General features: G+C 39.3%; 13 protein-coding genes. 5 read left to right on the top strand and 8 right to left on the bottom strand.

The genetic code is table 11. The features are described 5' to 3' along the window. Positions 1 to 234: 234 nt before the first annotated feature. Positions 235 to 2,115 (bottom strand): DNA topoisomerase IV subunit B, encoded by a 1,881-nt coding sequence (gene parE, locus ACZ5QH_RS00645; RefSeq protein WP_004718669.1) that lies wholly within the window; start codon positions 2,113 to 2,115, stop codon positions 235 to 237. A 16-nt stretch (positions 2,116 to 2,131) separates the two neighbouring features. Then, on the bottom strand, positions 2,132 to 2,716 hold the full coding sequence (locus ACZ5QH_RS00640; RefSeq protein WP_151957493.1) for a YqiA/YcfP family alpha/beta fold hydrolase: 585 nt from the start codon (positions 2,714 to 2,716) through the stop codon (positions 2,132 to 2,134). A 243-nt stretch (positions 2,717 to 2,959) separates the two neighbouring features. On the opposite strand from ACZ5QH_RS00640, the gene ACZ5QH_RS00635 reads away from it, so the two are divergent. Next, positions 2,960 to 4,291, top strand: coding sequence for a PGAP1-like alpha/beta domain-containing protein (locus tag ACZ5QH_RS00635; RefSeq protein WP_004818342.1), 1,332 nt, complete (start codon positions 2,960 to 2,962; stop codon positions 4,289 to 4,291). Between the two features lie 36 nt (positions 4,292 to 4,327). Here the strand turns inward: ACZ5QH_RS00635 and ACZ5QH_RS00630 are convergent, their stop codons facing one another. The 3 genes from ACZ5QH_RS00630 to gshA form a co-directional block, all read right to left on the bottom strand. Next, positions 4,328 to 4,843 carry a hypothetical protein gene (locus ACZ5QH_RS00630; protein ID WP_004818339.1) on the bottom strand — a complete coding sequence of 172 codons (516 nt, stop codon included), beginning with the start codon at positions 4,841 to 4,843 and terminating at the stop codon, positions 4,328 to 4,330. Positions 4,844 to 4,919: 76 nt separating this feature from the next. Then, positions 4,920 to 5,414 carry a disulfide bond formation protein B gene (locus ACZ5QH_RS00625; RefSeq protein ID WP_004818338.1) on the bottom strand — a complete coding sequence of 165 codons (495 nt, stop codon included), beginning with the start codon at positions 5,412 to 5,414 and terminating at the stop codon, positions 4,920 to 4,922. Between the two features lie 28 nt (positions 5,415 to 5,442). Further along, the gene (gshA, locus tag ACZ5QH_RS00620) at positions 5,443 to 7,020 is read right to left on the bottom strand and encodes a glutamate--cysteine ligase (RefSeq protein WP_004718681.1); all 1,578 of its coding nucleotides are present in this window, start codon (positions 7,018 to 7,020) and stop codon (positions 5,443 to 5,445) included. Positions 7,021 to 7,230: 210 nt separating this feature from the next. Between gshA and ACZ5QH_RS00615 the strand changes: the two genes are divergently transcribed. Beyond that, on the top strand, positions 7,231 to 7,770 hold the full coding sequence (locus ACZ5QH_RS00615; RefSeq protein ID WP_004718682.1) for a DUF924 family protein: 540 nt from the start codon (positions 7,231 to 7,233) through the stop codon (positions 7,768 to 7,770). A 99-nt stretch (positions 7,771 to 7,869) separates the two neighbouring features. Here ACZ5QH_RS00615 and ACZ5QH_RS00610 read toward each other — a convergent pair whose 3' ends face one another. Continuing rightward, complete coding sequence (locus ACZ5QH_RS00610) at positions 7,870 to 8,397, bottom strand: dihydrofolate reductase family protein (RefSeq protein ID WP_105713911.1); 528 nt, start codon at positions 8,395 to 8,397, stop codon at positions 7,870 to 7,872. Positions 8,398 to 8,621: 224 nt separating this feature from the next. Between ACZ5QH_RS00610 and ACZ5QH_RS00605 the strand changes: the two genes are divergently transcribed. Both ACZ5QH_RS00605 and ACZ5QH_RS00600 read left to right on the top strand, forming a co-directional pair. Continuing rightward, entirely contained in the window at positions 8,622 to 9,188 is a 567-nt protein-coding gene (locus ACZ5QH_RS00605; RefSeq protein WP_004718687.1) for a CC0125/CC1285 family lipoprotein, read from the top strand. Between the two features lie 28 nt (positions 9,189 to 9,216). Then, a complete protein-coding gene (locus ACZ5QH_RS00600; protein WP_270383131.1) occupies positions 9,217 to 10,536 on the top strand; it encodes a DUF445 domain-containing protein in 1,320 nt (439 codons plus the stop codon). A 67-nt stretch (positions 10,537 to 10,603) separates the two neighbouring features. Here ACZ5QH_RS00600 and ACZ5QH_RS00595 read toward each other — a convergent pair whose 3' ends face one another. Together ACZ5QH_RS00595 and ACZ5QH_RS00590 are read right to left on the bottom strand one after the other, a co-directional pair. Continuing rightward, entirely contained in the window at positions 10,604 to 11,362 is a 759-nt protein-coding gene (locus tag ACZ5QH_RS00595; protein WP_034611176.1) for an SIMPL domain-containing protein, read from the bottom strand. Positions 11,363 to 11,714: 352 nt separating this feature from the next. Next, the gene (locus ACZ5QH_RS00590) at positions 11,715 to 12,656 is read right to left on the bottom strand and encodes a helix-turn-helix domain-containing protein (protein WP_303576971.1); all 942 of its coding nucleotides are present in this window, start codon (positions 12,654 to 12,656) and stop codon (positions 11,715 to 11,717) included. Between the two features lie 247 nt (positions 12,657 to 12,903). Between ACZ5QH_RS00590 and ACZ5QH_RS00585 the strand changes: the two genes are divergently transcribed. Continuing rightward, entirely contained in the window at positions 12,904 to 13,923 is a 1,020-nt protein-coding gene (locus tag ACZ5QH_RS00585; protein WP_303576972.1) for a carbon-nitrogen hydrolase family protein, read from the top strand. Positions 13,924 to 14,034: the final 111 nt, after the last annotated feature.

The raw sequence follows: 14,034 nt of genomic DNA, 5'->3' as shown, positions 1-14,034 counted from the left end.
AGGGCTTTCGGGATAAATTCTGCTTTACAGCACCAAACGCTTTTGACAGGATGATCCAATCCTTGAGATGGATGGAGTCAAGGTAAAAGAATAGAAGAAAAAATAGAAAGATAATGCAGAAATAATTTGTATTACGATCAATATAATTCTGTTTGCATCAATGCGATATTTAAGAGGTACCAAAAAAAATGATGCACTGGGGCATCATTTTTTAAATATGCATAAGTTCAGCAATCAAACACTCAAATCAGCTAAATTACCTTTTTGCTCTAACCAGTCTTTACGATCACCTGACCTTTTTTTAGCAAGTAATTTGTCCAGTAAGCCTGTTGTGTGATGCGTGTCGTCCAAATCCAACTGCACCAAACGGCGTGTATTTGGATCTAAGGTGGTTTCACGCAATTGACTGGCGTTCATTTCACCCAAACCTTTAAATCGCGTAATTTGCGGGTTTTTAGACTTAACTCTCTTTAAGATAGCTTCTAACTCTTCGTTATCAAGCGCGTAATAAACATCTTTGGCATCATCGATACGGAACAATGGAGGCATTGCAACATATAGGTGCCCAGCATCGACCATTGCAGGGAAATGCTTGACGAAGAGTGCACAAAGTAAGGTCGCGATATGTAAACCATCTGAATCGGCATCGGCAAGGATACAAATTTTGCCATAACGTAATTCTGAAAGATCATCACTGCCGGGATCTACACCGATTGCAATCGCAATATTATGCACTTCTTGAGAAGCCAACACCTCGTCAGAAGACACTTCCCAAGTATTTAAAATTTTCCCACGAATCGGCATGATCGCTTGGAAGTTTTTATCACGGGCTTGTTTTGCTGAACCACCCGCAGAGTCACCTTCGACAATAAACAGTTCTGATTCTTCAAGGGTATGACCGACGCAATCTGACAATTTTCCGGGCAGGGTTGGACCGGCAACAATCTTTTTACGTTCAACTTTTTTAGCTGCTTTTAAACGGCGACCCGCTTTCGCAATCACAATCTCAGCCAATTGCATGGCCACTTCAGAGTTTTGATTTAGCCAGAGTGCAAAAGCATCTTTGGCAATATTTAAAACAATGTTGGACGCTTCTCGGCTTGAAAGACGTTCTTTGGTTTGTCCTGAGAATTGTGGTTCTTGGAATTTAAGCGACAGAATATAATTGACCCCGTCCCAAACATCTTCAGCAGACAATTTGAGATTACGTGGCAACAAGTTACGTAACTCACAAAACTCACGCATAGCATCGGTAACACCTGAGCGTAACCCGTTTACATGGGTTCCCCCTTGTGCTGTCGGGATCAAATTCACATAACTTTCCTGAATTTGTTCACCACCCTCAGCATTCCAGCAAATTGCAAACTCAGCACTAGCACGTTCAGCTTCACCTGTTGCAACAAAGGCAGGATCTGGAATGATTTCACGATCTTGTAATTCATCCATCAAATAGTCGACGAGACCATTTTCAAACTGCCATTCAATTTTTTCGTCATTAATCTGGTCAATATAATTAATTTGTAGACCAGCAGCCAATACAGCTTTGGCTTTCAGATTATGTTTTAACGCTTTTAAAGCAAATTTAGGAGAGTCAAAATATTTAGCTTCAGGCCAAAAATGTACTGTTGTCCCCGTAGCACGTTTTGGCGCTTTGCCTTCCAAAACCTCTAAAGGCGCAACAGGTTCACCATGTTCAAACGCCATTTTATAAAGATTGCCGTGGCGTTGAACTTCAACTTCAACACGATCGGACAAGGCATTGACCACGGAAATTCCGACACCATGCAAACCGCCCGAAAACTGATAGTTATCGGTGCTAAATTTACCGCCCGCATGCAGTTTCGTTAGGATAATTTCAATCCCGCTTTGTCCGTATTCAGGATGAATATCGACTGGCATACCACGTCCATTGTCTTCGACCGACAACGAACCATCTTTATATACCGTCACAGTAATTTTATTGGCATGTCCTGCAAGTGCCTCATCGACAGCATTATCAATTACTTCTTGCGCCAAATGGTTTGGACGAGTGGTATCGGTATACATACCTGGACGGCGACGTACAGGATCTAGACCAGATAATACTTCAAGTGATTGGGCCGTATATTGAGACACGTTGAGTTTTTTCCTTTTATTTTACGGAGTATGATAAAAATTCCAGAATCATGGGTATTTTATCTGCAAAATCTTCCATCGCATGATTACCATGCATTTCTGTCATGATCAATGATGTGTGTGGAGCTGCACTATAATACCGTTCAGCGTCACGATAATCTAAAACTTCATCACCTTGTTGCAATAAGACCAGTATTTTGTCTGCATCTTGTACAAATGGCACGGCAATCGCTTCCAAATAGTCAAGTTGTAAACGATCTAAAGTCCATTGTTCATTGATCTTATAGGGAATCTGTTCAATTCCAAATAAGTTACTGAACAATTGCCATGGTCGCATAGCTGGATTAATTAAAACAGCAGGCACACCATATTTTGCGACCAATTGTGTCGCATAAAAGCCACCAAAGCTACTCCCCACCAGTGCAACATCAGGCAATTTTTCAATGAGCGCTGAAATTTGATCTAAAACCAGTTGCGGATGCTGGTTTAAATCAGGCAAATGCACACTATGCGATGAATAACATCGACAATAATCATCTAGTTGTTGCCCTTTTATTGATAAAGGACTACTTTTAAAACCATGTAAATAAATAATATTCATTGAAAATAGTTTGCTTTTTTACCACCAATGTTTTAGTTTTTAATGTGATTCAAATCACATTATTGTTTTAATTTGTATATGTCAGGAAATTGTCCGACAAAAAACTAAAACTTAATCGCAATTATCGGTATTTTAAATAGCGTTCAGGATGAACAAGATAAGATGATTGCCTAGGGATTTATACATTGATCTACAGCAAAAATAAAGTCTTTGTTCCAGATCAATATGGATGAGGAAATAACAATGCCAAGCTTAACCCCTTTACACGAAACCTATTGTAAGTGGGATCGTTCGCCTCCAAGTCAGGCCGACGTATTAGAAGGTTTAGCGCAGTTAGTGAGTACGCCACTCAGTGGCATGGTTCAAGACTTCATCCAGTCGATTCAACGTGAAATGTTGCTGAGTATTTTTGGCTTAAGTAAACAAAAAGCCAAACGATTCCAATCCCGCCCAATTGTCGATAAATTCTATCAATTTGGTTATCACGCATTGCAAAATTATGGTAGCCACCTGATTGCCCCAATTTTACGTAAAACCATTGAACGTTTCCCAAATTTACATGATAAGCCATTGACCTCTCATATGACTTTTTTGGTCAGTGTTTTAAATGGGGTATTGGGTGATTATTTGTTGGCAACTCATAATCCGCTCGCACTGTCACCTGTGCTTTATGATCATTATGGTTCATTACAGCAAGGTGATTTGGCTGGCCGTGTGGTGATTTTCTCTCACGGTTTATGTATGAATTATCAAGACTGGACCAATCGTAACAATGGCGGTATTGGTGAGAAACTCTTGGCGCAACGTGATCACAACACCATGTTGTATTTTCACTACAATACTGGACGCAGAATTTCAGCCAATGGACGCTCATTGGCAAATCTTTTAGAAGATTTAATCAAACGTAATCCTCGCATTACCAGCATTGATTTAATTGGCCACAGTATGGGTGGCTTGGTTTCTCGCAGTGCGCTGTTCTATGGCAAACAAAACATGCACCAGTGGTTCCACATGGTTGAGAATCTGGTTTGTATTGGTTCTCCGCATCATGGTGCGTTATTAGAGCGTTTTGGATTTGCCATGCAAGAGAAAGTGGGTAATTTCCCGATTGTTAAAATGATCAGCCATATCGTCAATATCCGCAGTAATGGCATCTTAGACTTGCGTTATGGAAGTGTTCGAGATGATGACTGGGAGCATAACAATGCCCGTATTGGTTTGATGGATGACAACCGTAAACCAGCTCCGCTACCATCGCATATCAATACCTTTTTAATTGCAGGTACCTTGGAGTTTGAAAACCGCAAAAACCGCACCTTAAAAGTGATTGGCGACTATCTGGTCAGTGTTAAAAGTGCCTTGGGTGAACACCCAAACCCACGTTTCCAGTTGAAATTACCTGAATCGCATAAAGCTGTGTTTTATGGCTTAAACCATCTTGAGATTCAATATCATCCTTTGGTTTCGGAACAAATTGCCAAATGGTTTTATCCGCACCATGACGAATTGGCAGAAGAACAAATTCGCAAATATTTGATTAAATTAGAAAGTATGCAAGGCATTGTTGAGACCTAATTGTAAAAAAGGCTGATCTTCAATCCGCTTTTTTTGCTATTTCACTTCAATTTGATAAGACTTGTTCTGCTGAGGATCAATCATGTCACCATATTCATCAAAGTTTGATTTTTCTGCACATTGGGTATCGATCAATAAGCGTTGATTTTTTACAATAAAACCTTGTTTTAATTCACAAGTCCAAGCTTTATTATAAATTTTTTGGCTGAGCTTTTTGCCTGTTAAATCAAATTGCGTCACCTCAATCAGCGACTGAGCAAGCGTTCTTGCTGGATGGCTCTGCGATACAGACAATACGTAGTATCTGCCACCATGTAATTGACAGTCTTCAATTCGACTTGAAAAATAATCTGGATTGACAATAAATTTTTTAAATGGCTGAGCACCCAATTTGATATAGGAAACATCGGCTGGAATGGTGTCGTCAAACTTAGATTTAAACTGACAAGACACATCTTTACTGACCACTTTGCTGGCTGGTTTTGCAGAGACTTGTGCTGTAGCCAAACAGACCAGTATGCCGATCCCGGCTAAATTTATTATATGTTTCATGATTTTGCTTGATTTATAAATAATTGAAGTTTATATGAAAAAGAGCCAGTTTAGACTGGCTCTTAATGTTTTTAAACTAGTACTTTCTAAACAACTGCCATAGACTGATCAATGCCAATACACTGAAAAACAGTAATGACCAAACAGGTAAAGACTGTCCTAAGAAAGTCCAATCGACCATGGCACATTCGCCAGAACCTTTAAGCACATTTTCAAACACAGCCTTTAAAGGCAAAGTGTTGACCCAATAGTCCAGACCGGGACCACAACTTGGAACCTGATCTTTGGGTAGGTTCTGTAGCCACACATGACGAGCGGCAACACCAACTGACCAAGAAATCGCAGCTAAACCCAAAACGCTATAAATGCGTTTAAATACATTTGTTTTTGGGTTATGCAAAAAGGCAATCAGTGAAATTAGCCCTAGACCAATCAATCCAATACGTTGAAATACGCATAGTGGACATGGCTCAAGCCCTTGTACATGCTCTAAATAGAGCGCAAATGACATACCAATCACACTTGCCAAAAATAAAAGACCACTTACGAAGCGATAACTACGCCATTGCATGGAACTTCCTCATTATCTAATCAATGCTTTATCTAAATTTACTCAGATAATCCTCGAAACTTATACTTGTATTTTGTTCAAGTTGCTGTTGTTCTGCGAGAGATGTTCGAGTAAGCCCCTCAAAATACGCTAAAGTTTCCGGACTTAATACATGTTGTTCGTAACTTTGGATATGTTGATTGGCCATATAGCCACCAAAATTCCATGTGCCACCTTGCTCTACAGTATCGGCAATCACATGCGCTGATAGCGTTTCATCCACATCATCAATACGTGTTTGCATCACCGTCAACGCTTGGCGATATAAATCTGTGGCATAGGATTGGTTGAGTAGATCTGCAAGTGGTTGCATGGCGGTGACATGCTGTTGAATCCACTCAAGTAATGGATATTCAACACCCGCTTCAATGATTTTTGCATTTGGCGCACGACCACGATTGACCACTTCAGCCTGGTTTTGCTCAATAATATCTTGTTCTTCATCCCATAGATCTGGGCTTTCTTTAAGCAAGCAATACAATGCAACCACTTCCAAGAAGCCTGCTGTATCCTCATCAATGCCAATCGCACTGTATGGATTTACATCTACCGCGCGTAATTCAACATAGCCAATCCCACGATTTGACAAGGCCTGAGATGGCGTTTCCCCTGCTTGTGGCACTTGTTTTGGACGGACTAAGCTGTAGTATTCATTTTCAATTTGTAAGACGTGATCATTAATTTGAATCGGCTGACCATTGGCATCGTTTAAACCTAAATGACTAAACTGCGCATAAGGTGAATTGACCGCTTTTTGTAATTCAGCCACATAACTTTCTAAATTGTTGTAATGAATACCCAATTGTTTTTGTGCAGAATTTTGGTAACCAAAACGCCCCATGCGCAATGCTGTGGCATAAGGTAGAAATAATGTGCCTTTGATTAAAGGCAACAATTGATGTTCACGGCCTGTCATAAAGCATTTACAAACTGAAGGGCTGGCACCTACCAAATACATCACAAGAGGAGTTAAACGAATAAAGTTACGGATTAATCCAAGATAACGATGACTGCGATAATCTTGCAGGCTTAAGGCTTTAAGCGCTTCATTGCTTTCGTGTTGTTGTAATTGTTCAAATAACGCATCTGGGAAAGACACATTATAGTGCACACCCGAAATCGTCTGCATACGGCGCCCATAACGAATGCCGAGACCATGGCGGTATAAGGTTTTGAATTGACCAATATTGGATGTGCCATATTGCGCCAAACGGATATTTTCTTCTTTGTCATCCAGCATACATGGCATGGACAAAGTCCACAGCTTTTCATCATTTTCTAAATGACGATGCACAACAGCATGTACATCGGTTAAAAAGCTTAACGCTTCAGGAATGCTTTCTTTGGGAGGTGTAATAAACTCCATCAAAGCTTCTGAATAATCTGTGGTGATATGCGGATGTGTTAGGGCTGAGCCTAAAGACTGAGGATGATCAGCCTGTGATAAAAAGCCATTACTTTGCATACGCAGGCTTTCACGTTCGATGCCACGTAACATGCCTCTGAATAAGGTAGAATCCACCCAATTTGGTACTAAAGATTGGGAAATCGTTTCGGGTTGACTCATACTTACTCGCTTATCTTAAAGAATTTTTTAAAATAAAATGTTTTGATGCGCGCAGTATAACGTTATTTATCGATATACACGTATAAGCATCGTTGTTTTAAATGAATTATTCACTTTATTTCGGAAAAGTTTTTAACACAAACTACCTCTACAAGACATCTAAAATTTGTGATTTTATAGAAAAATTACCACTAAAGAATTGTAACTACTATGAATTATCAAGAAATTATCGATTTTTGGTTTAGTGAAGAAACTCAACCATTTTGGTTCGCAAAAAGTGACGCATTCGATCAAACTTTGCACCAGCGATTTGCACATACCTTGGATCAAGCCAAACATTGTGAGCTATGGACTTGGCGTGCCACAGCAGAAGGTCGCTTGGCTGAAATTATTGTTTTAGATCAATTCTCGCGTAATTTGTATCGAGATCATGCTGAATCTTTTGCACAAGATGCCTTGGCACTTGCGCTAGCACAAGAAGCAATTCAGCTGAATTTAGATCAACAATTAAGCCCCGAACAGCGTTCATTCCTGTATATGCCATTTATGCATAGTGAATCAAAAATTATCCATATCCAAGCTTTACAACTTTTTGAAGAACTGGGTAATCCACTCAATTTAGATTTTGAGAAAAAGCATAAAGTGATTATTGATCGTTTTGGACGTTATCCTCACCGCAATCAAATTTTAGGACGAAGCTCAACGGCAGAAGAAATTGAATTTTTAAAACAGCCGAATAGTCATTTTTAATCCTATTTATTTTTATCTAAACAGCTTATGCAGAAATATTTTGCATAAGCTGTTTGGCCAGCGCATCAAAGCATACTGATCCATCAGAAACAACAAGCGTTAGAAAACATAGCTGTGTTTAATAATGGTATTTTCAATCATTTCTGCATGTATGGACTTTAACTGCTGTTCATGCGAGTCAAAACTTGGAAATAGCGGTATGCCCTTTCCAAGAAGAACAGGCATGATAAAAACTTCTAAAGTATTGAGCAGCTTCTGTTCAATAAAAGTATTCTGCAATTGCGTTCCACCAACAATCCAGACATTGCCGTTATAATTCTGTTTAAGGTGCTCAACAAGTTCATCCACACCTAAGTTCCACCGCGAAAGCGAGGCATGAGTTAAAGCTAAATCAGGATTAGAAGTGACGATAAATCCTTTCTGATTTGGATAAGGCCACGCCTCAGCAAAAGAACAAATCACTTCATAGGTTTTACGCCCCATAATCACAATATCGATATCTTGGATAAAATCATCATATCCACAGTCAATACTTTGAAATGGCGCTAAAAACGCTACAGAACCATCTGGTGTTGCGATATAGCCATCTGCGCTTGTTGCAATATAACCTTTAATTTGAATACTCATTCAACTCTACTCTCAACAGTCTTCATTTTTTATCATGGATCAAATACGCATAATACCGTGCTTATTGTTTAAACTTTACGTGAACAGTCATTTATCTTGTTGAGTATCATCCTGAATTAACAAAATTCTTCTTGAAATTCATTGTCAGTCCATCAATTTAGAACAATATACTGAGGATTATAAATTCATTAAATTCCATCCAGAAGAATGGAAAGGAGAGACACATGAACAAAGTACTCATTGGTCTAACTATTGCAGCGGCGCTCACCATCACAGGTTGTGCGACGACACCAAGTAAACCACGTACCTTTGACCAGCTTGGGCAATACACTACGGTTCCACTTAACGATCATAGCTATCGCATCAGCTTCCAAGGCAATAGCAATATGAGTTTTGGAACAGCTGAAGAAATTAACCTTGTCAAAGCCGCACAAACCACGCTTTTAAATGGGTTTACTTACTTCAAGGTTTTAGATGATCCAAGTAATCGCACTCAGCAACCGCCTCGTAAAGCAGTAGTTTACCCATCATCAAACTACTATCCATATGGCTGGGGCTATCGTCGTCATCCTGTGTTCTGGAATGACCCATTTTATGATATGCCACAAGTGGTGACCATTGACCCTGTGCAAATTTCCTATACGATAGAATGTTATAAAGATAAAAAGTCATCGCCAAATGATGCATTTGACGCTCGTCTGATTTTGCAATCTTTAGGACAAAAATATGGTGTTAGTCCGACAGGACAAGTACTGCAACCACAGCCTGATGCGGTAACATCAACGAAATAAAAATGCAGAAATCGATTTAGGAAAATGAATGAGCGGAATTGAACAAAGTGAAGTTCTCAATGAAATTCCAAACTTAGATCGAAGCAAACGCTTTGCGACCATCGCCTTGGTGGTGGCTGTTGTCGCATGGTTTGCTTTGATCATTTCCGCCAAACTGATGCCTGAGTATGCTTGGTTTATTCATATTCTCATGCTGGGTGCTGAAGCTGGCGTGGTCGGTGGCTTAGCCGATTGGTATGCGATTACCGTGTTGTTTCGTAATCCCTTTGGGAAAATTCCCATTCCTAAATTCCTCAAAGATCACACCGAAATCATTCCACGTAATAAAGCACGTATTGCGGAATCAATGGGTAAATTTGTCCAAGAGAATTTTCTCTCTCCACAAATTGTTGAACGTAGTTTAAAAAGTATTGATCTTAGTTTTGCTGTGGGTCAATGGCTGGCCAATCCTAAAAATAACGGTCAAGTGGTGGATGTTATTCAACAAACGGTTCCGAAAATTTTCGAATTTGTCGGGCAAGACCAAATTGGACGCTTTATTCAAAACAACAGTGTGCAATGGGTTCGAAATACTCGCATGAACCAATTGGCAAGTGAAATGCTGCGTGCGGTTTTAGAAAATGATTTCCATCAAGATGTATTACAACGTGGACTGGATATTGCCCATGAATGGATGATGACCCATCCTGAAAAAACCCGTGAAATTACCCAAACCATGTTTAAAGAGCTTGGTGTTTCACGCCTTGCCAAAGGTGCCAGCTGGATTGGGATTGATGTTGAGCAACGCACCATTGATTCAGTGATTGAAAAAGTGGAATCCATGCTTGCTGATCAAGAGCATCCTATTCGTCAAAAAATTGAAGAAGCTGCACATGAACTTATGCTACAACTAGCAGATAACAATAGTCATGCCAGCATAAGCTTAAATGAAACCAAGAATGCCCTTTTAGACAGCGAACCAGTACTCAACTTTATTACTGGTGCTGTGGTGATTTTATGTGATGCGGTTAAATCTGACTTGCTTAAAGCAGACTCAGGTATTGCCATGAATTTACGTATCGCCATTCAACAGCTGGGTGAAAACTTGATGCAAAATAAGTCTGTACGTGAATTGCTGAATGATCGAATCAGCGGAATTGCCATCAATTTAAGTGACCAATATAGTGAGAAAGTGATTAAGTTTATTAGTCAACGTATCCATGAATGGGACTCTACCGAAATGATCGCCAAGATTGAAAATGAGGTAGGCGGTGATTTACATATGATCCGTGTTAATGGTGTTGTGGTGGGTGCATTTATTGGTCTAAGTTTAGGTGTGATTCGTGCTGTGATTGATTTTGCGATTTAAGAATATAAAAAATGGGAGTCTAGCTCCCATTTTTTAGCACTGCACTTTTATCAATTTAAATGCTGTATCAATCAATCGCATAATTGATGGTCACCACAACCCGCGCAATTTTATTAATGGTGGCTTTGTCGTAAGCACCACCATAATCGCTATCATCATCAGAACCACTTTCAGGTAAAATATAAAACGCACCCTGACTTGCAGAACGCATTGCACCGACTTTTACCCCACCAACTTTTGCAAACTCATTGGCACGGCTATGCGCATTTTTAGTTGCATTGGCGATCAATGACATTTTTATTTCTTCTAGATTCGACACCAAATACTGCGGTTTTTGCTCGATGGAGATGCCTTTTTCATCTAATAAATACGCATCTTTTGCGGCTTTCTCAATCTTTTGAATATCACGACTATTTATCACTAGCGATTGCATCGCAGTATAGCCTCTAAACTCGCGGGTAAATTTTCCCTCACCTTGATTCACTTCTTCATAATAGGGTTGAGAGCTTTTATTACCCAGTTTCATTTCTGTTGCTTTAAATCCATGCTCAATAAAGAAATCTTGTAGTGCTTTTATTTCTTGATCCAACAATTGATAGGCGGCTGAAACACTGTCTGAAGCACGACTGGTTTGCAGATGAATTTCCCAGCGCGCTAGATCTGCTTGTATGGGTTTTTCAGCCAACCCTTTGACCACTATTGAATTTTTTTCACCATTAAACTGCTTAAGTGCATAGCCCATGACACTTGCTGAGATAATGAATCCTAAACTTAGAATGAGTGCAAAGACCCATAAAGTTTTATATGTGATTGATTTATTTTCCATTATTTTAGTATCGCTAAAATTATTATAAATAAGTTATAGTAAGGATCCTACAACAAGTCAACCCACTTTGCCCCTATAAACAATATTGCTTTATGGTTTGCATTGCTGATAAAGATTAATAACGCCTTATAAAAATCAAAATAATTCATCTAATCATTATATGAAATTTACATGATCTGATTCAGCGCTTAAAATCACTGCTAAAGTGCGTTTAAGCCATCTAAAATTGCTCTGAAACGCATGAATGAAATTTCAGTTTTGACCTTATGGCCTTAAACTTGTGGGCTTAAAAATGAAAAATTTAGCATTCATCTTATCGGTAATTTTACTTCTCACTATTTTGTAGTTCTATTTAGTTAATCTTACGCATCATACTCGGCGATATACCATAATGTTTTCTAAATTCACGTGAGAATTTCGACATATCATCAAATCCACATTGATAGGCAATTTGATTAATTTTATGCGTATGTTCCTTGGTCTGTATCAACATCTTCTTGGCTAATTGCAGACGACTTTGCATCACATAACGGCCAAATGTGGTTTCGTTCTGTTGAAAAAGTTTACTGATATATCGCGAACTAATACGAAGATCTTGAGCAATATCATGAATACTCAGCCCACTATTGTTTAAGTGCTCCAGAATTAAATGCTTGACCTGTACGAGCATGCTGTGGCTACTTGATCGAGGCGTTTTGTCTTTGATCTGATCAAGAACCACATAACGGAGTAAATCAAAAAATTTATGCAGTACCACCTGCTGAAGTTCTGTTGAAGCCTGCTCAGGGAACCAAAATAAATCATGTGCGTAATTTAATAATAAAATTTTCAGTGGATGCCCATCACCAAAAGCATGACCGCACAACTGGTCAGGTCGCCCAAAATACTGTTGAAATTGTTCACGAGGGAACATGAGAACCAGTTGATTGAATTGTCCATTCAAATACAAATCATACGGCTGCTGGGTATCATGAAAAATAAATTGCCCTTTGCTGAGGCATTGTTCACGACCATGATACTGAACACCCATTTGGCCTTCTATCAGGAAGATAAATAAAATCTCATCATGGTGACTATGTCTAATATTGGAGGCATGCCGTTCAACATGTTGACCATAGCCTTTGATTTCAACCAGTTGAATATTGCCTATATGTTTTGCAGACAAAGCACCAAAAAAGCCATGCTGTACAGAAACATTACAGGTCAATGGTACAAATACTTGACTAATCGCATCCTGCCAATAGTCACGTTGCAGCTTATTTTTGACACGCCTTGTGTCATAGTTAAACATCATTGTCTCTCTTATTTTTAGACGCTTATGCAATAAAGCTAATCCGTTTAGCATAATTTGTAAACCTTCAACTCAGCGCCCCCTAATTTTGAGATCAAGCAAAATTTATCTCTTTTAAATTTGAAATCATTTTTGGATTTTTAGTTCCGTATAGATCTATTTTTTGTTCCTGCTCAGCATACCCCCTGATCAATCTTTGGCTTTATAACCAAAAGTGCAATATTGCTTAGTTATTGAGAAAGGATCACTCATGAAAACTTCAATTAAAGTCGCTTGTGTACAAGCGGTTCCTGCATTTCTCGACTTACAAGGAAGCGTAGACAAAACCATCAAAATTATTGCCGAAGCAGCGGAAAAAGGAGTTGAACTTATCGCCTTTCCAGAGATTTGGATTCCAGGCTACCCATGGTTTTTGTGGTTAGATTCTCCCGCTGCAAATATGCCTTGGGTATATCAATACCATCTCAACTCTCTTGAACTTAACAGTGAACAAGCCAAACAAATTGCGGATGCTGCAAAAAAATATAATATGCATGTGGTTTTAGGCTTGAGTGAGCGTGATCATGGCAGTCTGTATATTTCCCAATGGATTATTGATCATCATGGGGAAACCATTGCTGTTCGTCGAAAATTAAAAGCCACCCATGTAGAACGGACTTTATTTGGTGAAGGTGATGGTAGTTCTCTGCAAGTCTATGACACTGCGCTTGGTCGCATTGGAGCGCTGTGCTGCTGGGAACATTTACAACCCTTAAATCGTTATGCAATGTATTCTCAGCACGAACAAATCCATATCGCAGCATGGCCTAGTTTTAGCTTATATACAGATATGACTGCCGCACTTGGTGCAGAAGTCAACAATGCGGCTTCACGTTTGTATGCAGCTGAAGGACAGTGTTTTGTGCTTGCATCTTGTGCGATGGTTTCGCAGGAAATGATTGACGCTTTATGTACCGATGAAACAAAGAAACAGTTACTAAAAACTGGTGGTGGCGCATCACGAATTTATGGCCCTGATGGTGGTAATCTTGTCACTCCACTTGCCGAAGATGAAGAAGGTCTGTTAATCGCTGACATTGATCTTAATCATATTATTTTTGCCAAAAATGCAGCAGATCCTGTAGGGCATTATTCTCGTCCAGATGTTTTTCAGTTGGTATTTAATGCTCAACATAAACCCAACGTGATTTATTCAGCACCCTCTGTACGTTCCGCTATAGAGCCAACAAATGTAGATGTGACAGCAGAATTGGAGGTTGAAGGAGAATAAATAAGGATTTGCTATTTTTAGTTGTGAAGGCGAACTCAATCTTGGTCAATTTTTAATTAAAGGAAGGTTCTATAAGGGCCTTTCTTTAATAGAGGCTCTTATGTGAAATGT

The organism is Acinetobacter sp. Ac8 (genome assembly GCF_055392545.1).
This window is presented reverse-complemented; position numbering and strand designations above follow the sequence as displayed.